The sequence below is a fragment of the Undibacterium cyanobacteriorum genome, assembly GCF_031326225.1.
Lineage (GTDB): Bacteria > Pseudomonadota > Gammaproteobacteria > Burkholderiales > Burkholderiaceae_D > Undibacterium > Undibacterium cyanobacteriorum.
In genome coordinates this window covers 3,528,231-3,550,521 of sequence record NZ_CP133720.1, presented here as the reverse complement: position 1 = coordinate 3,550,521, position 22,291 = coordinate 3,528,231, and the positions used below count along the sequence as shown (strand labels likewise).

The window sequence follows — 22,291 nt, the reverse complement described above, 5'->3', positions numbered from 1 at the left end:
CGTGTTTTGCAGTTTCACGAGTGTGCCAGATTGCTTGGATGAGGTGGGTGAGAAGCTACCTCGATATCACCTGCATCGCTCATTCATTAGTTGTTACTTTGTTTTGTAAAGTCTATGTACTCTTTAAGTGATTTTGATTTTGATTTGCCACCCGAGTTAATCGCTCAAACGGCATTACCCGAACGCACTGCTTCGCGGCTCTTGCACGTGACTGATGCTGGTCCGGTCGACCGTCAATTCGTCGATATCATCGATCAGCTCAATGCGGGTGATTTGCTGGTGTTTAACGATACGCGCGTCTTGAAAGCGCGTTTTTTCGGTGCCAAAGCGACGGGCGGCAAAGTCGAGATGTTGGTCGAACGTGTCGTCAAAAACACCGATGATGAGCATATCGTGCATGTGCAATTGCGTGCTTCGAAATCCCCACTGGCGGGCAGCAAGATTCGTCTCGCCGATGCCTTTGAGGTCACCGTTGGTGAACGGGCCGGCGAGTTCTTTACTTTGCACTTCCCGGGTGATGTATTCGAATTGATCGAAAAATATGGTCGTTTACCTTTGCCACCGTACATCAATCACGAAGCGGATGACTTTGATGAGCAGCGCTACCAAACCGTGTATTCACGCGTTCCTGGCGCCGTGGCGGCACCAACAGCGGGTTTGCATTTTGATCAAGCCTTGTTAGAGCGTTGCAAGGCCAAAGGGATCAACTTGGCTTTCGTTACCTTGCATGTGGGGGCGGGTACTTTCCAACCCGTGCGTACCGAAGATCTCAGCAAACACGATATGCACAGTGAATGGTATACCGTGCCAGAAGAGACCGTGGCCGCAGTGCGAGCCGCCAAAGCCGCAGGTAAAGATGTGATTTGTGTGGGTACGACCAGTATGCGTGCAATTGAATCCGCGTCGCAGACCGGTCAATTGCAGGCGGGCAGTGGTGATACACGTTTGTTCATCACGCCGGGCTATGTGTTTAAAACGGTCGATCGCTTGGTCACGAATTTCCACTTGCCGAAGTCGACCCTGATGATGTTGGTTTCTGCATTCGCAGGCTATGATGCGATACGTGAAGCCTACGCCCATGCGATTGCGCAAAAATATCGTTTCTTTAGTTATGGGGATGCGATGCTGTTGACGAATAAGTCAGGCTGAATATTTCACGCGTTTGTTGGCGAAGATGAAAACCCCTTAATCGCACAACGTGGAGGCGACGAGACGCGGAGTAAAAACTTAAAGGAGAGGTTTTCTCTGTTCTCGTTCTTCTCTGCGCCTCTGCGTCTCGGCGTTGAAGGGTCTTAAGAAGTCTTCCAATATTTTTTATTTTCTTTAGGTCGGTAAATCCTATGCTGCAATTTGAATTAATTAAAAAAGATAAAACTACTGCAGCACGTCGTGGACGTGTGACAGTGAATCATGGTGTGATCGAAACGCCGATTTTTATGCCGGTCGGTACCTATGGTTCGGTCAAAGCCATGTCCCCGCTCGAACTCAAAGAGATTGATGCCCACATCATCTTGGGTAATACCTTCCACTTGTGGTTGCGTCCAGGTTTGGATGTGATTGGCAAGTTCGGTGGCTTGCATGATTTTATGGGCTGGGATAAGCCGATCTTGACCGATTCCGGCGGCTTCCAAGTGTTTTCGCTCGGCGCCATGCGCAAGATTACGGAAGAGGGCGTGAAATTTGCCTCACCCATCAGTGGCGAACGCTTGTTCTTGTCGCCTGAAATTTCCATGCAAATCCAGCGCACTTTGAATTCCGATATCGTGATGCAGTTCGATGAGTGCACACCTTATGAAATCGATGGACGACCAGCGACGAGCGAAGAAGCCGGAAAGTCGATGCGCATGTCTTTGCGTTGGGCACAACGCTCGATGAATGAATTCAAAGGCGGCGAAAATCCCAATGCCTTGTTTGGTATCGTGCAAGGTGGCATGTTTGAAAACCTGCGCGATGAATCCTTAGCAGCTTTGAACGAGATGGGTTTCGACGGGATGGCGATTGGTGGATTGTCAGTCGGCGAACCGAAAGAAGACATGTTGCGCATCTTGTCGCATGTCGGTCCTAAACTGCCCGAAAACAAGCCACATTACTTGATGGGCGTTGGTACACCAGAAGATCTGGTGGCGGGTGTGGCAAACGGCATCGATATGTTCGATTGCGTGATGCCGACCCGGAATGCACGCAATGGCTGGATTTTCACCCGCTTTGGCGATGTCAAAATCAAGAACGCGCGCTACAAAGACGATAAAGCACCTCTCGATGAGACTTGTACTTGCTACGCCTGTAAAAACTTTTCGCGTGCTTACTTGCATCATTTGCATCGCACCGGTGAAATTCTCGGTGCGCGTCTCAATACCATCCACAACTTGCATTATTACCTCGAGTTGATGCGGCAAATTCGCTTGTCGCTGGATGAGGATCGTTTCCCGCAATTTGTGGCGGAATTTAAGGCGGATCGCGCCCGAGGCGTATAAAAGTTTCTTTGGTAACAGTATTTGCACGAGTTTTGATGTGTAAATGACTATATTCCGTGTATTGCGACGGCCAAGTGCTAGAATGTCGCGCTTTGTTGTCGCGTTTTGGTCTTTTGGCCTTTAATTTTGGATTCTGGGCCTCACATGCGCCAAATCCTTGATTTCAAAATAATTTAAATGGAGTTTGATTGTGTTTATTTCTAATGCTTATGCACAAGCCGCTGGCGCCGCACCTGAATCCTCTTTAATGAGCTTTTTGCCATTGTTGTTGATGTTCGTGGTGCTGTACTTCGTCATGATCCGTCCACAAATGAAGCGCCAAAAAGAGCAAAAAGCCATGATCGATGCCTTGGCCAAAGGTGATGAAGTGGTAACTGCTGGCGGTGTCGTTGGTAAGGTCAAGAAAGTCAGTGATGCTTTTGTGACTTTGGAAATTAGTAACGGTAACGAACTGCATGTACAAAAAAGCGCAGTCACGACTTTGCTGCCGAAAGACACGATCAAGTCGATTTAATTTGTAGACCGTAGGGGCGCGTTGCGCCCTTATTTATTCGTTTTTCTTTTTTGATTTCGCTATGAATCGTTATCCTCTCTGGAAGTACATCGTCATTCTAGTCACCTTAGTGTTTGGCGTGCTCTATACACTTCCAAATTTTTTAGGTGAATCGCCAGCCTTACAGATCAACAGTGGCAAAGCTACTGTCAAGGTCGATAGTGATTTGGTTCCTAAAGTGGAAGCCGTATTGAAGCAAGCAGGCATCACTAGTACCGGCACCGCGTTTGACTATAGTGGTACGCAGAGCGTGATTCGTACGCGTTTTGCTGATACGGATACGCAGTTCAAAGCAAAAGCGATTTTGGAACAAGGCTTGAACGTCGATCAAAACGATCCAATTTACACGGTTTCGTTTAGTAAGGTACCGAACACACCAAAATGGATGCAGAGTTTGCATGCCTTGCCTATGGTTTTGGGCTTGGACTTGCAAGGCGGTGCACACTTCTTGTTGAAGGTCGATACTGACACGCTCCTCAAGAATAAACTCGCGGCGACACAAAACTCGATTCGCACGATTCTCAAAGACAAAGAAATCAAGCACGCAGGTATCTCACGTGATTCAACTAACATTACAGTGAAATTCCGTGATGTAGAAACACGCGTTCGCGCGCGTGAATTGTTGATTCGTCAGTTCCCGGAAGCCGCCGTGGTTGAGACACCCGCCACAACAGCAGATGCAGAAATCGCTCTGCAATTATCGATCAAACCAGAAGCGTTATTGAATTTGCAGAACGAAGGCGTGAAGCAAAACATCGAAGCTTTATCCAAGCGTATCGCTGGTATTGGTGTGACAGAACCTTTGATTCAACAGCAAGGCCCAGATCGCATTGTCGTGCAATTGCCAGGTGTACAGGATGTCGCACAGGCGAAATCAATCATTGGCCGCACCGCAACTTTGGAGGTGCGTTTGGTTGATGAAACGGTGATTGGTCCGATCGATGATTCGACTACGATTCCTTTTGGTTCTGAATTGTTTAAAGTTGGTCGAGGTGGACCAGCGGTGCTGTACAAAGATCCGGTCGTGACAGGTGACGCCATCACTGGAGCAGCGGCGACCTTGGACGAAAATCAACAGCCGGCAGTGAGCGTCAGCTTGAACAGTCTTGGCGGCACAAAAATGCGCGAAGGCACACGTTCTAATGTTGGTAAGCGCATGGCCATCGTCTTGTTTGAAAAAGGTAAAGGCGAGTTGTTGACTGTCGCAACGATTCAGCAACAACTGGGTGCGGACTTCCGTATTACCGGCATGGGCACTGGTCAAAATTCTGCCGAGTTGGCACTCTTGCTGCGCTCGGGTGCACTCGCGGCACCAATGGAAGTGATCGAAGAACGTACAATTGGTCCACAATTGGGTAAAGAAAATATCCGCAAAGGGATTCACTCGACGATGTATGGTTTCGCCGCGATTGCGGTGTTCATGATCATCTACTACATGATGTTTGGCTTCTTCAGCGTCACTGCCTTAGCGATGAACTTGCTCTTGTTGGTCGGTATTTTGTCGACCTTGCAAGCGACCTTGACTTTGCCGGGTATGGCCGCGATTGCATTGGCACTCGGTATGGCGATTGACGCCAACGTCTTGATTAATGAACGGATTCGAGAAGAGCTTCGAGCCGGGGCGACGCCGCAGCACGCGATCTTGCAAGGTTTTGATCGCGCATGGGCCACTATTCTTGACTCGAACGTGACGACCTTGATCGTTGGTTTGGCTTTGTGGGCTTTCGGTTCCGGTCCAATTAAAGCTTTCGCGATCGTGCACTGCTTGGGTATTTTGACTTCGATTTTCTCCGCCGTGTTCGTTTCTCGTGGCGTGGTGAATTTGTGGTACGGACGTCAGAAGAAATTGACAACGGTCTCGATTGGTCAAATTTGGAAGCCGAGTGAAGATCCTGCAAAACCTTAATGGCGCTGCAGTAGAACTTTGTACTCGATTCAAATTAATAGAAATTAGGATTCAACATGGAATTATTCCGAATTAAAAAAGACATCCCGTTCATGCGCCATGCGCTGATCTTCAATGTCATATCTGCTCTGACTTTCGTTGCCGCGGTATTTTTCTTATTGACACGTGGATTGCATTTGTCGGTGGAATTTACCGGTGGTACCACTATGGAAGTCAGCTACAGCAAGCCAGCTGATACCGACAAAATTCGTGCGACCGTGTCTGCACTCGGTTTGGAAGGCGTGACTACGCAAACTTTTGGTCGTGCACAAGATGTCGTGATTCGTATGCCATTACCGAAGCAACCAGCGGGCGCACCGAAGCTGACGGAAAAGCAAATGAATGATTTGGTTACCGCGCAAAATGACAAAGTATTTGCGGCATTGCAAGCGGTCGATCCAGACGTTGTAAAACAAAGAACTGCTGCAGTGGGTGCTCAAGTCGGTGACGAATTGGCGCATGATGGTGTGATGGCGCTCTTATTCGTGATCGTCGGTGTAATGGCCTATCTGGCGATTCGCTTTGAGTGGAAATATGCGGTTTCAGCAATTATCGCGAACTTGCATGACGTGGTGATTATTCTGGGTTTCTTCGCCTTCTTTGGTTGGGAATTTGATCTTGCTGTGTTAGCTGCGGTGCTGGCTGTCTTGGGTTACTCGGTCAATGAATCGGTGGTTATTTTTGATCGTATCCGCGAAAACTTCTTGAAACTGCGTAAGGCGTCCGTGACGGAGGTCATCGATAATGCGATTACTAGCACGATCTCTCGTACTGTGATTACCCACGGTTGTACTCAGATGATGGTGTTGTCGATGCTCTTGTTCGGTGGTCCGACCTTGCATGGCTTCGCGATTGCTTTGACGATCGGTATTTTGTTTGGTATCTACTCTTCCGTGTTCGTGGCAGCTGCGATCGCGATGTGGTTGGGCGTTAAGCGTGAAGATTTGATTAAGCCAGTCAAAGAGAAAGATGAAACTGATGGAGCGGTTGTCTAAACTTTATCAATATTTCATGACCAGACTTTGATAGATTGAACGATGCAGGAAAAAGGTGGCGAATAGCTGCCTTTAATGCAGCAGTTTAGTAACAAAAAGTATAAACAAGAGAAGCCAGCCTGAGTGCTGGCTTTTTCTTTGTTAAGATGATGTTTTCTGCAAGGCAAATGTTTTAGCCCAGCGCTTTGATTGGCGTGCTCGAACGCAAGCGAAGCTAACCGTAGATTTGAAAGTGAGTCGCAAGTCTGTCGTAAGTCTATCGCAGGGATTCGCACTGACTCGGTAAATTTTGTACTAGTGCGAACTTTCTTGTGTTCAACTGTCTAAGAAAGAGCTTGCATGATTCAAATTGCAGGTTTGGCTTCTCATCAGCCAATCATTGGCTAATCATTGGCAGTTGCAATGAGTTGCGCCTTGTCTCGCAGAGCCATTAACTATCCTAACAAGACATTTAGTCTGTCCGACCAATGAAAAATAGCAAAATTTCTATTCTTGTGATTTCCACGTTAGTGATTGCCGGCGGCGGCTACTATTTTTGGAAGTCTAAAAAAGGGGAGTCGACCGAATTCGTAGCAGGTCAAACCCTCGGCGCTAAACCCGATGCGAAAAACAAACCCGTGTTCGTGAATACCACGGTCGCCAAGAAACGTAATTACGATGTGAAGTTAACAGCGAACGGTGTGGTGACCTCGCTCAACGTGGTTGATGTACGTTCGCAGGTCAGCAGCATCATCGAAAAAGTACATATCAAAGAAGGCCAATTTGTGCGCGCTGGTGATGTCTTGTTTACGCTCGACAATCGCGCCGATTCGGTCAATTTAGTCAAAGCACAAGCACAACTCGATAAGGAACTCGCGACGCTGGCAGAGAATCAACGTCAATTGCTCCGTGCGAAAGAGCTCTTTGAGAAGAAATTCCAATCACAGAGTGCTGTGGATGCGGCCAATACTTTGGTCCAAGCACAAAAGTCGGTGGTCGATGGCGCCAAAGCAGCCGTTGCAGCAGCGAAGGTCAGTTTAGGTTATACGCGTATTGTCGCGGCAGTTAGCGGCCGTACCGGCATCATTAATGTCTTCCCCGGTAGTTTGGTGCAACCAAGCACGAGTGGTTCAGCTTTGGTGACGATTACGCAAATGGATCCGATCGCAGTTGCCTTCCCATTACCGCAACGAAATCTGAGTGATGCACTCGATAGTTTGAAACGTGGTGACAGTGTGGCGTATGCGAGCTTGCCCGATACGAAGCAACAATACAAAGGCAAATTGCAGTTTATCGATAATGTGGTTGATGCTACCTCCGGTACTGTCAAAGCCAAGGCCGTTTTCGATAACAAAGAGATGAAGTTGTGGCCAGGCGCTTTCGCCAATGTTGAGTTGAGTGTGGTCACCTTGAAGGATGTCATCGTGATTCCGCAAGATGCGATTGTGATTGGCGTCAATTCGAATAGCGTGTTTGTGGTCGACGCAGAAGGTAAAGCGGCGCAGAAGAAAATCGACGTGAAATACACGTTTGGATTGGATGCTGTGGTGAGCGGCATCGACGAAGGCACCAAGATCGTCTTGGAAGGCAAACAGAATTTGAGACCGGGTGTACCGATCAAAGAACGTGCCGATGAACCGGCTGAAGGCAAAAGCAAGAAGGGCGGTAAGAAAGATGGTGCTGAAGGAGCGGGTGCGGCTGCCGCAGCGTCGGCTGCCGCAGCGTCGGCTGCCGCAGCGTCGGCTGCCTCAAGTTCTGAAAGCAAGACTAACGGCGCCAGTGCAGCCGCTTCTGCAGCGAGTGCATCATGAATTTGTCGGAGTTGTTTATTCGTCGTCCTGTGATGACGATTTTATTGAATCTATCGGTGGTGGTAGCTGGTATCTTGGCATATCGGTTTATCCCGATTGCGGCGCTTCCAAGCTATAACACACCAGTCATTAGTGTTGGTGCGAACTTGCCAGGTGCTAGTCCCGAAACCATGGCGACTTCAGTCGCACTGCAACTTGAGAAGCAGTTTTCTACGATCCCAGGTCTCGCCACGATTAGCTCCAGCAGTACCTTAGGCTCAACCAGTTTGACTTTGGAATTTGATGCAAGTCGTAATGTCGATGACGCCGCAGTCGACGTTCAAGCGGCGCTCTTACGTGCGCAGCGCGCATTGCCAATCGAAATGACTTCGCCGCCGTCGTATCGTAAAGTGAATCCTGCCGATTCCGCGGTCTTGGTTTTGGCCTTGACGTCCCCCAGTTTGAGTCTGGCAGAGTTAACCAATTACGCGGAACATTTGATCTCGCCCACACTGTCGACTTTACCGGGAGTTGCGCAGGTCAATATTTTTGGTATTCGTCGTTATGCGGTGCGTATTCGTGTGAATCCTGGTGAGCTGGCAGCGCGCAATATCAGTTTTGAAGAACTGACCACCAGCATACGTTCAGCGAATTCGATTGCCCCTGTCGGTACCATCGATGGCGATAAACAAATGCTGACCATTGTGGCCAATAAGCAGCTACAAAATGCTGCTGAATTTGCCAATATCATTGTCAGCAACAAGGGCGGCCAGCCAGTGCGCTTACGTGATGTGGCGAGCGTGGAAGATAGTTATGAAACCGTGAAGTCGGTTGGTAATTTCAATGGCGAACCGGCGATTATGTTGGCGATTCAACGTCAAACCGATGCGAATACCGTCAAAGTCGTTGATTCAATCAAAGCAGCCGTGCCTGGATTCAAAGCGCAACTGCCGGCGTCGGTGAATATCGCTTTGGCGAATGACCGCTCAGTCTCTGTACGCGATGCTTTGCATGATGTGAACTTGACTTTGATACTGACGATTTTCTTGGTCGTGGTCGTGATCTTCTTGTTCTTGCGCCACATGGTGGCGACGATCATTCCGACTTTGTCACTGCCAGTGTCTTTGGTCGGTGCGGTCAGTTTGCTGTGGGGCTTGGGCTATACGCTCGATAATATTTCCTTGCTCGGGATTACCCTGGCGGTCGGCTTGGTGGTCGATGATGCGATTGTGATGTTGGAAAATATCATGCGTCATGTCGAGATGGGCGAGCCTCCATTTGAAGCAGCCTTGAAAGGTTCGCGTGAAGTTGGGTTTACGATTATTTCGATTTCCTCGTCCCTGATCGCGGTTTTCATTCCTATCTTTTTCATGCCGGGCGTGATCGGCCAATTGTTCCACGAGTTCGCCGTGATCGTCAGTTTAGCGATCGTGGTATCGGCTTTCGTTTCTTTGACTTTGGTGCCGATGTTGGCGAGTCGCTTCTTGAAACCAGAGAGTACCCATCAAAGCGGCGCGAAATGGATGCACGCGATCACGCACAGTTTTGAGCGTATGTTTGATGCTTCTTTGCGCTCCTATACGCGTGGTTTGGATATGGCCTTAAAGCATAGAAAATCAGTGCTGGTGGTAGCGCTACTGACCTTTGTCGCGACGGGTTATATGTTCATGACGATACCTAAAGGCTTCTTTCCAGAAGAGGATATTGGTCAGATCAACGTCTCGTTTGAGGCCGCTGAAGACACATCTTTCCCTGCCATGGTCGTCTTGCAAGAAAGTGCGGCCAAAATCTTGCGTGAAGATCCGAACGTCTTGACCGTATCATCTTTCCACGGTGGTGGTGGCGGTTCGCAAAATACGGGACGTGGTTTCATCAACTTGAAACCACGTGACCAACGCAAGCCGATGAAAGAAGTGGTCGATGGCTTGCGTAACAAATTGAAAGCAGTGCCAGGGATCACTGTTTTCTTGCGCCCAACCCAAAACTTACAACTCGGTGGTCGCCCAAGTAAGAGTCAGTATCAGTACATTATGCAAAGTGTGGATGCGAGCTCACTCAGCGATTGGGCTTTTAAAATGCAAGATAAGTTGCGCGCCGATCCGGGCTTTAAAGATGTCACGACGGATTCGCAACTGCGTGGTCTGCAAGCCTCGATCGAAATCAATCGTGATCGCGCTAATTCACTCGGCGTTGGTATTGATGCGATCCGCTCTAGCTTGTACTCCGCCTTCGGTGAACGTCAGATTGCGACTTTGTTTACCTCGGTCGATAGTTATTCAGTGATTTTGGAAGTGGCACCAGAAAACAAAAACGATGAGACCGATATTGGTGGGATCTATGTTCGTAGTAATACTGGTGGCTTAGTACCGATGTCGAGTTTCGCGACGGTGAAACGCACCGTTGGTCCGACTTCGATTAATCACGTAGGACAATTGCAAGCGGTTACAGTCTCATTCAACTTGGCGCCAGATACGCCGCTCGGTGATGCGACAAATAAAATCGAGAAGTATCGTGAAGAATTGAAAATTCCTTCGACCATCATTACCTCGTATGGCGGTGATGCTGCGGTGTTTAAAGATTCTCAATCGGGGCAAACGATCTTGATCGTGGCGGCACTCTTGGTGATTTATGTACTGCTTGGCGTCTTGTACGAAAGCTTCATCCATCCCTTGACGATCTTGGCCGGTTTGCCATCGGCTGCGGTCGGTGCCTTGATCGCTTTGGAGATGTTTGGCAAAGATCTGACTTTGATCGCGACGATTGGTATTTTGCTGTTGATTGGTATCGTGAAGAAGAATGCGATCATGATGATCGACTTTGCTTTGGATGCGCAGCGCAATAAAGGTATGTCTCCCGCGGAAGCCATTCGTGAAGCGTGTATCGAACGTTATCGTCCAATTATGATGACGACTTTGGCGGCTTTGGTCGGTGCCTTACCGATTGCTTTTGGCCTCGGTGCCGGTGCAGAATTGCGTCAACCTCTGGGCTTGGCGGTGGTCGGTGGACTGGTTTTCTCGCAAGCGATTACCTTGTTCATTACGCCGGTGATTTATCTTGCTCTGGATAAGTACAGCGGCAAGGGACCGATCGTCGGTAACTCGATTTAAGCTTCAAACGAACAGTACCAAAGTAAAAAAGGACTGAGATTCATGAGGAATTTCAGTCCTTTTTGTTTTCCCTGACGGCGAGAGAACTTTAATCAGTCAAACGCTGCGTTAATAATGCCACCACCTAAACAAACGTCGCCATCGTACAGCACAGCCGATTGACCTGGTGTGACGGCCCACTGTGCGTCATTGAAATGTAATTGGAACTGTTCCAGATTACCTTGGAAACCGCAAGCCATATCGGGTTGGCGATAGCGGGTCTTGGCAGATAATTTTTCCAGCTCTGGAGCGCGACCTGCGATCCAACTGACTTGGCCCGCTTCTAATTTCTGCGACAGCAACCATGGGTGATCATGGCCTTGCACCGCATATAGGCGATTATTGACCACATCTTTGCGGGCGACGTACCACGCATCACTGCTGCCATCTTCTTTTTGTTTAGATTTGATACCGCCAATGCCGATGCCCTTGCGTTGTCCGAGCGTGTAAAAACTCAAGCCCACATGTTGACCAATAACTTCTTCGTCTGGCGTACGAATTTCTCCGGGTGCATAAGACAAATAGCGGTTTAGAAATTCACGGAAAGGGCGTTCACCGATAAAGCAAATGCCGGTCGAATCTTTCTTTTTAGCGTTCGGTAAATTGATCTGCTCCGCAATCTTACGGACTTCAGTTTTGTTGATTTCGCCGAGTGGGAACAAAGTATTTTTGAGCTGCGCTTGATTGAGTCGATGCAAGAAGTAACTTTGATCTTTGCTGCTGTCGAGCGCTTTCAACAGCTGATATTCACCGTTCATTTCGCGTACACGTGCGTAGTGACCAGTAGCGATATAGTCAGCCCCCAGATTCATGGCATGATCCAGAAAGGCTTTGAACTTGATTTCAGCATTGCACAAGACGTCGGGGTTGGGGGTGCGTCCAGCTTGATACTCGCGCAAGAATTCGGCGAACACACGGTCTTTGTATTCACTCGCGAAATTGACGGTTTCGATGTCGACCCCAACCACATCGGCGACGCTGACCGCATCGATCAAATCCTCGCGCGTTGAACAGTACTCGGAATTGTCATCATCTTCCCAGTTCTTCATAAAAAGACCGATGACTTCATAGCCTTGTTGTTTGAGTAGCCAAGCTGAAACCGAGGAATCAACCCCGCCTGACATACCAATCACGACCCGTTTTTTACTCATACTCTTTTCCGATCTTGCCTACTTTGGTAGGCGGTCTTATTTATCTACATTTTTTTGAATCAAAGGGGCAAACTATATTGTGCCCCCTTGATGCGATCACAATGCGATCTCAATCAATTGGTTGCCTGCCCAGTCACGCTAGGATGGGTGTACATCAAGTCCAACGGCGCACGTTGTCCCGCTAGATAATCGTCTAAGCAACGCAAGACCAAAGGGCTGCGATGGCGTTCATGGCAGGCGCGAATTTCTTCATAGCTCATCCACATCGCCCGCAAAATGCCGGTGTCGAGAGGACGATCATGTTGTGCGCTCACTGTGCCACAAAAGGCAAAGCGCAAGTAGGTGACTTCCTCGCCAGAGTTCGGCGACACAAATTTCGACATATAGGTGCCAACTAAAGCTTCTGGCACAAAGTCATGCGCGGTTTCTTCCAAAGTTTCACGGATCACTGCCTGGTGCAAACTTTCGTTAGGATCGAGATGACCTGCGGCTTGGTTAATTCTGATGCCGTCTTTGGTCTGCTCTTCGATCATCAAAAACTCTTGGCGCCCTTGATGTTGGCGCGTGATGATCGCGGCGACGGTGACTGAGGGTTTCCAGACATGGGACATGTCGATATTTTTTCCAAAGAGGTTGATGCGAGAGAAAGGCACCGGTTGATCAAACGTTGGCTTGACCGCGCAAGAGTGATGTCCATCGAAACTGAAGGCGACATTTTACTCTTTTGTCTCATTTTTGATGGCTTTCTCTGTTTCGAGCAGGAGTTCTAGGCAAGAAAGAAGGGCACTGCATTTGCTAATAAAGATTCTATCTATACGAATCGCTTTCAAATTTGTTGTTAATTTATTTATGGTATTGAGCTGAATTTTCTTCGCTTTGTTGCTCGTCTTCGCTCGGCTGAGCCTTATTTTATGCGGCTTTTGAGGGTCTACTTGAATGGCCGTCTGAGAACTTGATGTACGGTGAAATCGATTTTCACCAAATAATCTTCGATGTTGCACCGCCAACTACCGTGTCTTTATTTTGTCTTTTTCGTGTAATATCGTTGTCGAATTTAAAAGCTAGAATCGAAGAGTTTTTTGAAATAGATCAAGATCAACTATTTCAAAAAGCCCTTAAAAGTTCAGAATTCCTTGTTGATTTTTAGGCGCCAGAATGAATTGCGTTCTGGCGGGGCGGGTGTTTTATCGAAACCTTGGCTCCCTGTTTCTCAAGGATCAGAGTTATCGCTTTTGAGTAAAGAAAGTTGAAGACGTTGAGGACCGACGTGTTCGACTGTAGTTTTGAACCACGGCGCAAGCTTACGACTTACAGAAAACCACAAAGCAATTAAGCAAACGAGGAGCTACTTATGAGAATCGGCATTCCCGCCGAAACACGGGCGGGCGAAACGCGAGTCGCGGCGACCCCTGAAACAATTAAGAAATACGTCAGCGCCAAACATGAAGTGATCGTCCAAGCAGGAGCAGGTATCGCTTCGTCGATTACCGATGAAGCCTACCAAGCTGCCGGTGCACAGATCGGCAGTGCGGCCGATGCCTTTGGCGCAGAGTTGGTGCTCAAAGTCCGCGCCCCTTCGGCTGAAGAGCGCAGCTTGATGAAGTCGGGTACGGTCGTGGTTGGTATGCTCAATCCTTTTGACGCGGAAAATATTGCGGCGATGGCTGCACATGGCCTGACAGCATTTTCTCTCGAGGCAGCACCGCGTATTACGCGTGCTCAGTCGCTCGACGTTTTATCGTCGCAAGCGAATATTGCAGGCTATAAAGCGGTGATGTTGGCAGCCAACACCTATCAACGTTTTATGCCGATGTTGATGACGGCGGCTGGTACCGTGAAAGCAGCGCGCGTGTTGATCATGGGTGTCGGTGTCGCAGGTTTGCAAGCGATCGCAACCGCCAAACGTCTGGGTGCAGTGATTGAAGCCTCCGACGTACGTCCCCCAGTCAAGGAACAGGTCGAATCGCTTGGTGCAAAATTCATTGACGTGCCCTATGAAACCGATGAAGAGCGCGAGATTGCGAAGGGCGTTGGTGGTTATGCTCGCCCAATGCCGGCAGCGTGGATGGCGCGTCAAGCGGCCTTGGTGCATGAACGTGCCAAGCAAGCTGACATCATCATTACTACAGCGCTGATCCCTGGTCGCAAAGCGCCGACACTGATCTCGGAAGAAACCGTGAAGGCCATGAAGCCGGGCTCGGTGATTGTCGATATGGCGGTCGAGCAAGGTGGTAACTGTCCTTTGTCTGAACTCAATAAAACGGTCACCAAATATGGCGTGCATATTATTGGCGAACCGAATTTGGCGACTTTAGTAGCTGCGGATGCTTCGGCTTTGTACGCTCGCAATATCCTCGATTTCTTGAAACTGATTATCGATAAAGAAGCCAATTTGGCGATCAATAAAGAAGACGAGATTGTGGCTGCAACCATGATGTGCGCTGGCGGCGAAGTGCTGCGCAAATAAGAGCAAAAGCGCATAGTCGAATACAAATCATTAACGAATTCGGGAAAGAGAGATTGAGATGGAAGTGAGTCATACCCTGACCAACCTGATCATTTTTGTGTTGGCAATTTATGTTGGTTACCACGTTGTGTGGACCGTTACCCCGGCATTGCATACGCCTTTGATGGCGGTGACGAATGCGATTTCCGCGATCATTATCGTCGGTGCCATGTTGGCGGCTGGTTTAACGGAAGGTCCTTTGGCGCAGGTCATGGGCACTTTGGCGGTCGCTTTGGCGGCGGTCAATGTTTTCGGTGGTTTCTTGGTCACTCAGCGCATGCTGGAGATGTTCAAGAAAAAAGAGCCGAAGGCGTCCAAAGATGATGCTAAGGAGGCCAAATAATGAGTATGAATTTGGTGACGATGCTGTATTTGATCGCATCGGTATGTTTTATTCAGGCTTTAAAAGGTTTGTCTCATCCGTCCACGGCGCGGCGCGGTAATGCCTTTGGTATTGTGGGGATGGTCATCGCGGCATTCACGACGGTGGCTCTGATTGTTAAGTTGAAAAACGAAGCGATCGGCGGTGCAAACTTGGGTTACGGGCTCGTTGCTGTCGGCGTGTTGGTCGGCGGCGGCATTGGCGCGACTTTGGCCAAACGCGTTGAAATGACCAAGATGCCTGAGCTGGTTGCGGCGATGCACTCTTTGATCGGTTTGGCGGCAGTGTGTATTGCGATCGCAGTTGTTTCTGAACCATGGATTTTTAAAATCGCCGACCGTGATGCAGCGATCCCATTCGGTAACCGTATCGAACTCTTTATTGGTACTTTTGTCGGCGCGATTACCTTCTCTGGTTCGGTGATTGCATTCGGTAAGTTATCGGGCAAGTATAAATTCCGTTTGTTCCAAGGCGCACCAGTGACTTTTGCCGGTCAACACATGTTGAATCTGATCTTGGCGCTCGCCATGGTGGGACTCGGTTTGGTGTTCTGCTTTGATGCCAATACTGCGCCAGCATGGACACCATTCTTGTTGATGACTGCGATTGCCTTCGTGCTCGGCGTGCTCATCATCATTCCGATTGGTGGTGCCGATATGCCTGTGGTGGTGTCGATGCTCAATAGCTATTCGGGTTGGGCGGCGGCTGGTATTGGATTCTCACTCAATAATTCGATGTTGATTATTGCGGGTTCTTTGGTGGGATCTTCCGGCGCAATTCTTTCTTACATCATGTGTAAGGCGATGAATCGTTCCTTCTTCAACGTGATCTTGGGTGGCTTTGGTGGTGCCCCAGCTGATGCCGCTACTGGCGCAGCAGTTCAACGTACAGTGAAGTCAGGCTCGCCAGATGACGTGGCTTTCTTGTTGGGCAATGCAGAGACAGTCATCATCGTTCCAGGCTATGGTTTAGCGGTGGCACGTGCTCAGCATGCTTTGAAAGAATTGACTGAAAAGCTCAGTCACAAAGGCATTACCGTGAAATACGCGATTCACCCAGTGGCTGGCCGTATGCCAGGGCATATGAATGTCTTGTTGGCGGAAGCGGAAGTGCCGTATGACCAAGTATTCGAGATGGAAGATATCAATAGCGAATTTGGTCAGGCCGACGTGGTCTTGGTGCTCGGTGCGAATGACGTGGTGAACCCAGCGGCGAAAGATCCAAAATCACCCATCGCTGGGATGCCGATTTTGGAAGCGTACAAAGCGAAAACGGTCATCGTTAACAAGCGTTCCATGGCCTCCGGTTACGCCGGTTTGGACAATGAATTGTTCTACATGGATAAGACCATGATGGTATTTGGCGACGCTAAGAAAGTCATTGAAGACATGGTGAAGGCAGTCGAAGACTAAGCGACGGTCGAAAAAATCAAAGCCCGCGGGATCGCAAGATGTCGCGGGCTTTTTGTTTTCCTGAGCTTCCTAAATTGCTGGGTCTTTGCTTAGGTTGGGCTTGGTGTTGGTTTAGTGGTGGCTTAATCGCTACTAGAGCTGCTGGAAGAATCACTGCTTGAGGAACAACTATCGGAAGAGCTTGAGCTCCAACTTGATGAACTATCAGAGCTATCGCAGCTGCTTGACGAGTCGCCTCTGCGACTACTGTTATCATCGTTGCTGTTACCGCTGTTGTCGCTACTCAGATAGCTCGTCGAACTGGACCAATCATGATCAGAGGAATCGTTTGTGCTCCATCGCCCCGGCTTCTTGTCACTTTTTGGGTTGTCTCGCAAGGCATAGTAAGCAATTCCCGCTAGTGCAATAGGACCAATAATAAACAAAGGATTCATCGGCGATCTCCAATTCAAGACAAGAAACGGGGCATTGCCTGCGCAGTTGCGCACTACGAAGACAATGACAACACAGTCTAGGTTGATATTGCTAAAAAATCAAATTTCTGGTGAACTTGGGACGACAGAAATCGTATAGATGGAACCCATCCCCAACTTGATCGCTTAGGCGAGAAAACGCGCGACCTTTGCTTTGAGAATCTGGATCAACACCGGATCCATGTAGTCATACTCGTCTGGAATGTCGAGACAGACCACGCGTTTGTTTTTGAGATAGGCAGAAAATTTCTTCGACAGTCTATTGCGATGCGCTTTTTCCATGACGAAAATGATGGTCGACCAAGTAATCTGTTCGGAAGAAAGAGGTACGTTTGCATCGTTCCCCAAACCGGCGGAATCGGTTTCGACGTTGGGCCATGCTGCGAAAACTTGTTCCGCAGTGGGACTTCGTAGTCGGTTTTGAGTGCAAATAAACAGCGCGCGATGCATGGTGTTCTCATTTATGCCAAGTGCAAGTGTTGAACGACCAGCCGCGTTGCAGCCGCAATGACTTCGCTCTTGGGATCGGCTGACCGGCTCTTCTGTGTGAAGTAAATCGCTAAGACGATGGGTTTATCCTGTGGCGTCCAAATCACACCAATGTCATTGGTTGTGCCATATGCGCCACTGCCGGTTTTGTCGGCCACTTTCCAGCCGTTCTGGACCCCAGCGCGTATCCGCGTTGCTCCAGTTTGATTCCCCAACATCCATTGATTTAACAGTGCACGAGTCTCAGCTTTCAGTGCATCGCCGAGGCAAAGTTTTTGTAGTGACTGCGCCATGCCCAGCGGTGTGACGGTATCGCGTGGGTCTCCAGGAATCGCTGAATTTAGGTCGGTTTCCCATCGATCGAGTTGAAAACTGCTGTCGCCAAGTTGATGTGCCCAACGATTGATGGCATCGAGCCCACCCAGACGCTTCATCAAAAGGTTTGCTGCCGCATTATCGCTATGTTGTAGTGTCGCTGCGCATAGATCTGCAATCGCCATGCTGCTATTGACGTTCTTCTCGGCCTGCGAAGAGTAGCTCAATATATCCTCGGGTTTGATCGCAATTCTCTCCTCGAGAAATTTGGGCTCAGACTCGCTCAACTTGAGTGCGGCCGAAGCCACGAGGACTTTGAATGTGCTGCAAAACGGGAAGGCCTCTTGTGCCCTGTAAACGATACTCTGACCGGTGCTTTGGTCTAAGGCAACCAGGCCGAGCCGTCCGTGGTGACGTTTTTCGAGTTCGCGTAACGCTCGTATAGGCCCTGTCGACGATAGCTTAGCGAAAGTCGATGTATGAAATGCACTAACTGTCGCGAGTGCGAGGATTTTTAGATAAGAGCGGCGGTCGATTGGCTTCATGAAATGTAGATGAACTAAATCGAGCAATTCAGTCCCGACTTATTCATCAGAACCTTGCTTGATTTCGATTGCTATGAGGGCATGCACAGTGCAGCGCGATTGCGAAAAAAACGCCGCCAAGGAGTTGATTATGGTGAGCGTTGTAGTGATTCACCGCGTCGTACTCGTTGCGTGATTTTATCGATGCCACCGACTACGCGGCCGTAACTGCAGACAAAATCCCAAGCGAGCACCCCGTGTTGCTGATTACTATCAGAGCTGCTAATGCTCGACCATTCTTTGCGGCGTGATTCGGACCATTCACCATCTTTGCGACCGAAGGCGAATAGGCGCTTCTCGGAAGTTTCGCAACGTAGACCTTCATAGCTGATGCTACGCGCACCGGCGCGGCTCTTGGCGACTAAGGTGTAACGAAAGCTTCCGTCAGCTGCGATGCTCAAGGATTGCGTATCGAGATAAAATTGCTGGCTATCGCTGCTGTGAAATAGCAGGAGATCTTTCTCTTGCGGCGCACTCGGCAGTTTCACTTCACTCTCGACAAAGGCTTTTTTGACTTCTTCATCTTGTTTTGCTTGAGCATGGCTGACCACACCAGAAAAACAGCTCAATACGACGCTAATACTGAAGACGTATCGCATGCTCTGATGCAAGATCAAGATATCGGAAGACAATTTCATAAGCCAGTTTCCTTATTGCCATTTTCGATGGCGCTTGGTGGTGCGATCTCAAGATTCGTGTTCGGGGCGAGAGCGTCCTTGGCAGCGTTGGCCACGGTTTCTTCGCTAGTAGATACCGATGGAGTGTCCGATTTGGCTTCATGACGTTTATCGCGTCCGCGCTGCTGACCGCGGTGATGTGGTTTGCGGTAGTTCGCATCACGATGCAAATAGCGCGACAATTCTTGCAATGCCATTTGATACACGCCGCGCTTGAATTCGATCACGGTATCCAAAGGAACCCAGTAATCGTGCCAACGCCAAGCGTCAAATTCAGGATGGCTGCTGGCGCGTAAGTTGACGTCGCAGTCGCGGCCAACCATGCGTAGCAAAAACCAAATTTGCTTTTGACCACGGTAGTGGCCGCGGATTTCGCGTTTGATGAAATGATCAGGCACCTCATAGCGCAACCAATCGCGCGTGCGACCGATAATCTTGACGTGCTGAGGCAATAAGCCCGTTTCTTCTTCCAATTCGCGGAACATGGCTTGTTCCGGCGATTCGCCGTATTTAATGCCGCCTTGTGGGAATTGCCACGAATGCTCGCGCACCCGCTTACCCCACCAAACCTCATTATTGGCATTCAGCATAATAATGCCGACGTTAGGCCGAAAGCCTTCACGATCCAACATGATTGACCCCAATTTTCTTTGTGGCCAGCGCTTAACTAAGACGCAAGTCGAGCGACGGACGAAGCTTGTTCAAGTTACGGAGTGCGGCCTACGAGCAAATTTCGTTGCGCAAAATAGGCGAAACAGAGTCCAAAAACTTAAAAAAGTGCATTTATGCAGTCGAATCCATCATCAAAAGTGCAAACAGTGAGCGCATGAGCCAGCATATCCTTTAAAATTGAGTTGATTATAACCTAGTACTTCTAAAAAAAAGTTCCAGAGTTGTCGTATCTTTTTTGGCAATGCACAATAGGCATGCCAAAGGAGATATTTGCTCTTCGATTTTTGTAGAAGTTTTATTTTTTTGAAAAGAAACCTAGCTATGCGCGCAACACGGTATTTTATTTCGACCTTGAAAGAAGCTCCTGCGGATGCGGAGATTGTCAGCCACAAATTGATGATGCGAGCCGGCATGATCAAACGTCTCGGTGCTGGTATCTACAACTACATGCCGATGGGTTTGCGGGTGATTCGCAAAGTTGAAAAGATTGTGCGTGAAGAGATGGATCGTGCTGGCGCAATTGAAATGTTGATGCCGGTCGTACAACCCGCTGAGTTATGGCAAGAGACGGGGCGTTGGAACAAAATGGGTCCGGAACTAATGCGCGTGAAAGATCGCCACGGTCGCGACTACGCCATTCAGCCGACATCAGAAGAAGTGATCACAGACGTGGTTCGTTCTGAGTTGAAGTCTTACCGTCAATTGCCGGTCAATTTTTATCATATTCAAACGAAGTTCCGCGACGAGCGTCGTCCACGTTTCGGTTTGATGCGTGGTCGTGAATTTACGATGAAAGATGCGTATTCTTTTGATCGTGATCTCGATGGTTTGAAGAAGTCTTACCAAAACATGTATGACGCATACACCCGCATCTTCAATCGCTTCGGTTTGCAATTCCGTGCGGTGGCAGCAGATAACGGCGCCATCGGTGGTACGGGCTCCCACGAGTTCCATGTGATCGCCGATACTGGTGAAGACGCTTTGGTGTATTGCCCAACATCCGATTACGCAGCCAATATGGAAGCGGCTGAAGCGGTTTCTTTGTTGAGCGCACGCCAAGACGCAAGCCAAGCCTTGACCAAGACGGCGACGCCGAAGAAGTCCAAATGTGAAGATGTCGCAGAGTTGCTCGGCATTCCTTTGCAAAACACAGTGAAGTCGATTGTGTTGACTGTGGAGATCGAAGAAAAAGATGCGATCAAAAAGCAAGTATGGTTATTGCTCTTGCGCGGTGATCATGAGCTCAATGAAATCAAGGCGAGTAAAGTGCCTGGCTTGGCAAATTATCGCTTCGCGACTGAAGACGAAATTGTTGAACACTTCGGCACCAAGCCTGGCTACCTTGGCCCTATCAATACCAAGTTGCCTGTGAAGGTGGTGGCTGATCGTACGGTCGCCATGATGGCGGATTTCGTTTGTGGCGCGAATGAGGAAGATTTCCACTTCACCGGTGCAAACTGGGGCCGCGATGTTGCAGAACCGATGGTGGCCGATTTGCGTAATGTGGTGGCGGGTGATCCATCGCCAGATGGTCAAGGCGTGTTGGCGATTCAACGCGGTATCGAAGTCGGTCACGTATTCCAGCTCGGCACCAGCTATTCTGAAGCGATGAAAGCGACTTATCTCGATGAAAATGGTAAGCCACAAATCTTGCAAATGGGCTGCTATGGTATTGGGATTACGCGTATTCTTGGCGCAGCGATTGAGCAGAATTTTGATGACAAGGGCATCATTTGGCCGACCGCGATTGCACCATTTGAAGTCGTGATTTGCCCAATGGGTATGGAAAAGAGCGCAGCGGTGAAAGAACAGGCTGAAACACTGTACGCGCAATTGTTAGCGGCAGGTGTGGACGTCATGTTGGATGATCGTGATTTGCGTCCAGGCGCGATGTTTGCGGATTGGGAGTTGATTGGCGTACCGCACCGCGTTGTGATCGGTGACCGTGGCTTGAAAGAAGGCATGCTCGAATACAAAGGTCGTCGTGACGCCGAGGCGAGTAATGTGGCGATCGCTGAAATGTTCAGCTTCCTACAAGCGAAATTGGCATCCTAAGATTCAGACATATCCATGTCGTTTTTTGAGTCTCAACAAAAACAAACGCGAAGCATGACACTTCGCGTTTGTTTTTTATTGTCTGCGCTTCTCATCGGCCTTGGATTGCATTGCTCAGCGTCAGCAGGAAACCAGAAGGAAGAAGCGATTGCTGACTCGGTACGTTTAGCCCTATCAAAAGCGATCGCCGATTCGCGCCCACCCAAACCAAGTTTTGAAAAGTTTGAAGATAAACTTAAATATCTGAATTGGCTCGGCGAGATGTCCGACCGTTTAAAGCGACGCATTCCCGATCGCCAAACCCGCATCGAATTGCTTGAAACGATTTGGTACGAATCGAAGCGCGCAGGGCTTGAGCCTGCGATGGTGATGGGTTTAATCCAAGTCGAGTCTGGCTTCAAGAAATATGCGACATCGATTGTTGGGGCGCGCGGTTATATGCAAGTCATGCCATTTTGGTCGCGTGTGATCGGGGACGGTGATCCCAAGAAGCTATTTCATATGCAAACGAATCTGCGCTATGGATGTTCTATTCTGCGTATGTATATCGATATGGAAAATGGCAATCTTTATCTTGCGCTCGGTCGTTATAACGGTAGTCGTGGGCGTCCCGAGTATCCGAATGCCGTTTTGGCGAACTGGAAAAATTGGGAATTCAGTGGATAATTGATGTGGATGGCGCTTGCCCAATGT

At 49.1% G+C, this 22,291-nt stretch carries 18 protein-coding genes; 12 read left to right on the top strand and 6 right to left on the bottom strand.

Going from position 1 to position 22,291, the window contains the following annotated elements:
- Positions 1-114: 114 nt before the first annotated feature.
- The 7 genes from queA to RF679_RS14780 all read left to right on the top strand — a co-directional run bounded on the left by queA (position 115) and on the right by RF679_RS14780 (position 10,843).
- Entirely contained in the window at positions 115-1,149 is a 1,035-nt protein-coding gene (gene queA / locus RF679_RS14810; protein ID WP_309481400.1) for a tRNA preQ1(34) S-adenosylmethionine ribosyltransferase-isomerase QueA, read from the top strand.
- Positions 1,150-1,340: 191 nt separating this feature from the next.
- Positions 1,341-2,474, top strand: coding sequence for a tRNA guanosine(34) transglycosylase Tgt (gene tgt, locus RF679_RS14805; protein ID WP_309481399.1), 1,134 nt, complete (start codon positions 1,341-1,343; stop codon positions 2,472-2,474).
- Between the two features lie 187 nt (positions 2,475-2,661).
- Entirely contained in the window at positions 2,662-2,988 is a 327-nt protein-coding gene (yajC, locus tag RF679_RS14800) for a preprotein translocase subunit YajC (RefSeq protein ID WP_309484025.1), read from the top strand.
- 61 nt (positions 2,989-3,049) lie between these two features.
- A complete protein-coding gene (secD, locus tag RF679_RS14795; RefSeq protein ID WP_309481398.1) occupies positions 3,050-4,933 on the top strand; it encodes a protein translocase subunit SecD in 1,884 nt (627 codons plus the stop codon).
- A 56-nt stretch (positions 4,934-4,989) separates the two neighbouring features.
- The gene (gene secF, locus RF679_RS14790) at positions 4,990-5,967 is read left to right on the top strand and encodes a protein translocase subunit SecF (RefSeq protein ID WP_309481397.1); all 978 of its coding nucleotides are present in this window, start codon (positions 4,990-4,992) and stop codon (positions 5,965-5,967) included.
- Positions 5,968-6,461: 494 nt separating this feature from the next.
- Positions 6,462-7,757, top strand: coding sequence for an efflux RND transporter periplasmic adaptor subunit (locus RF679_RS14785; RefSeq protein WP_309481396.1), 1,296 nt, complete (start codon positions 6,462-6,464; stop codon positions 7,755-7,757).
- Entirely contained in the window at positions 7,754-10,843 is a 3,090-nt protein-coding gene (locus RF679_RS14780; protein WP_309481395.1) for an efflux RND transporter permease subunit, read from the top strand. Before RF679_RS14785 ends, RF679_RS14780 begins: the two co-directional genes overlap by 4 nt.
- Positions 10,844-10,935: 92 nt before the next feature.
- Here RF679_RS14780 and mnmA read toward each other — a convergent pair whose 3' ends face one another.
- On the bottom strand, positions 10,936-12,033 hold the full coding sequence (gene mnmA, locus RF679_RS14775) for a tRNA 2-thiouridine(34) synthase MnmA (protein ID WP_309481394.1): 1,098 nt from the start codon (positions 12,031-12,033) through the stop codon (positions 10,936-10,938).
- Between the two features lie 113 nt (positions 12,034-12,146).
- The gene (locus RF679_RS14770) at positions 12,147-12,644 is read right to left on the bottom strand and encodes an NUDIX hydrolase (RefSeq protein ID WP_309481393.1); all 498 of its coding nucleotides are present in this window, start codon (positions 12,642-12,644) and stop codon (positions 12,147-12,149) included.
- A gap of 740 nt (positions 12,645-13,384) precedes the next feature.
- Here RF679_RS14770 and RF679_RS14765 point away from each other — a divergent pair.
- From RF679_RS14765 to RF679_RS14755, 3 genes are read left to right on the top strand one after another with little or no spacing between them, the layout of a single operon-like run.
- The gene (locus RF679_RS14765) at positions 13,385-14,500 is read left to right on the top strand and encodes a Re/Si-specific NAD(P)(+) transhydrogenase subunit alpha (RefSeq protein ID WP_309481392.1); all 1,116 of its coding nucleotides are present in this window, start codon (positions 13,385-13,387) and stop codon (positions 14,498-14,500) included.
- Between the two features lie 58 nt (positions 14,501-14,558).
- On the top strand, positions 14,559-14,882 hold the full coding sequence (locus RF679_RS14760; RefSeq protein WP_309481391.1) for an NAD(P) transhydrogenase subunit alpha part 2: 324 nt from the start codon (positions 14,559-14,561) through the stop codon (positions 14,880-14,882).
- Positions 14,882-16,333 carry an NAD(P)(+) transhydrogenase (Re/Si-specific) subunit beta gene (locus RF679_RS14755; RefSeq protein WP_309481390.1) on the top strand — a complete coding sequence of 484 codons (1,452 nt, stop codon included), beginning with the start codon at positions 14,882-14,884 and terminating at the stop codon, positions 16,331-16,333. The genes RF679_RS14760 and RF679_RS14755 overlap by 1 nt, the downstream gene beginning before the upstream one ends.
- A gap of 599 nt (positions 16,334-16,932) precedes the next feature.
- Here RF679_RS14755 and RF679_RS14750 read toward each other — a convergent pair.
- The 4 genes from RF679_RS14750 to RF679_RS14735 all read right to left on the bottom strand — a co-directional run bounded on the left by RF679_RS14750 (position 16,933) and on the right by RF679_RS14735 (position 19,503).
- Positions 16,933-17,256: a low molecular weight protein tyrosine phosphatase family protein gene (locus RF679_RS14750; protein WP_309481389.1), complete on the bottom strand. Its 324-nt coding sequence runs from the start codon at positions 17,254-17,256 to the stop codon at positions 16,933-16,935.
- Between the two features lie 11 nt (positions 17,257-17,267).
- Positions 17,268-18,155 carry a class A beta-lactamase gene (gene bla, locus RF679_RS14745; protein WP_309481388.1) on the bottom strand — a complete coding sequence of 296 codons (888 nt, stop codon included), beginning with the start codon at positions 18,153-18,155 and terminating at the stop codon, positions 17,268-17,270.
- Positions 18,156-18,283: 128 nt separating this feature from the next.
- The gene (locus tag RF679_RS14740; protein WP_309481387.1) at positions 18,284-18,832 is read right to left on the bottom strand and encodes a CNP1-like family protein; all 549 of its coding nucleotides are present in this window, start codon (positions 18,830-18,832) and stop codon (positions 18,284-18,286) included.
- Complete coding sequence (locus tag RF679_RS14735) at positions 18,829-19,503, bottom strand: RNA pyrophosphohydrolase (RefSeq protein ID WP_309481386.1); 675 nt, start codon at positions 19,501-19,503, stop codon at positions 18,829-18,831. Before RF679_RS14735 ends, RF679_RS14740 begins: the two co-directional genes overlap by 4 nt.
- Positions 19,504-19,864: 361 nt before the next feature.
- Between RF679_RS14735 and RF679_RS14730 the strand changes: the two genes are divergently transcribed.
- The gene (locus RF679_RS14730) at positions 19,865-21,598 is read left to right on the top strand and encodes a proline--tRNA ligase (RefSeq protein WP_309481385.1); all 1,734 of its coding nucleotides are present in this window, start codon (positions 19,865-19,867) and stop codon (positions 21,596-21,598) included.
- Between the two features lie 54 nt (positions 21,599-21,652).
- Positions 21,653-22,264: a lytic transglycosylase domain-containing protein gene (locus RF679_RS14725; RefSeq protein WP_309481384.1), complete on the top strand. Its 612-nt coding sequence runs from the start codon at positions 21,653-21,655 to the stop codon at positions 22,262-22,264.
- Positions 22,265-22,291: the final 27 nt, after the last annotated feature.

Coding starts and splice junctions, on each gene's coding strand:
- queA (WP_309481400.1), top strand. CDS start 115: ATGTACTCTTTAAGTGATTTTGATTTTGATTTGCCACCCGAGTTAATC.
- tgt (WP_309481399.1), top strand. CDS start 1,341: ATGCTGCAATTTGAATTAATTAAAAAAGATAAAACTACTGCAGCACGT.
- secD (WP_309481398.1), top strand. CDS start 3,050: ATGAATCGTTATCCTCTCTGGAAGTACATCGTCATTCTAGTCACCTTA.
- secF (WP_309481397.1), top strand. CDS start 4,990: ATGGAATTATTCCGAATTAAAAAAGACATCCCGTTCATGCGCCATGCG.
- RF679_RS14780 (WP_309481395.1), top strand. CDS start 7,754: ATGAATTTGTCGGAGTTGTTTATTCGTCGTCCTGTGATGACGATTTTA.
- mnmA (WP_309481394.1), bottom strand. CDS start 12,033: ATGAGTAAAAAACGGGTCGTGATTGGTATGTCAGGCGGGGTTGATTCC.
- RF679_RS14770 (WP_309481393.1), bottom strand. CDS start 12,644: ATGTCCCATGTCTGGAAACCCTCAGTCACCGTCGCCGCGATCATCACG.
- RF679_RS14765 (WP_309481392.1), top strand. CDS start 13,385: ATGAGAATCGGCATTCCCGCCGAAACACGGGCGGGCGAAACGCGAGTC.
- RF679_RS14760 (WP_309481391.1), top strand. CDS start 14,559: ATGGAAGTGAGTCATACCCTGACCAACCTGATCATTTTTGTGTTGGCA.
- RF679_RS14755 (WP_309481390.1), top strand. CDS start 14,882: ATGAGTATGAATTTGGTGACGATGCTGTATTTGATCGCATCGGTATGT.
- RF679_RS14750 (WP_309481389.1), bottom strand. CDS start 17,256: ATGCATCGCGCGCTGTTTATTTGCACTCAAAACCGACTACGAAGTCCC.
- bla (WP_309481388.1), bottom strand. CDS start 18,155: ATGAAGCCAATCGACCGCCGCTCTTATCTAAAAATCCTCGCACTCGCG.
- RF679_RS14740 (WP_309481387.1), bottom strand. CDS start 18,832: ATGAAATTGTCTTCCGATATCTTGATCTTGCATCAGAGCATGCGATAC.
- RF679_RS14735 (WP_309481386.1), bottom strand. CDS start 19,503: ATGTTGGATCGTGAAGGCTTTCGGCCTAACGTCGGCATTATTATGCTG.
- RF679_RS14730 (WP_309481385.1), top strand. CDS start 19,865: ATGCGCGCAACACGGTATTTTATTTCGACCTTGAAAGAAGCTCCTGCG.
- RF679_RS14725 (WP_309481384.1), top strand. CDS start 21,653: ATGACACTTCGCGTTTGTTTTTTATTGTCTGCGCTTCTCATCGGCCTT.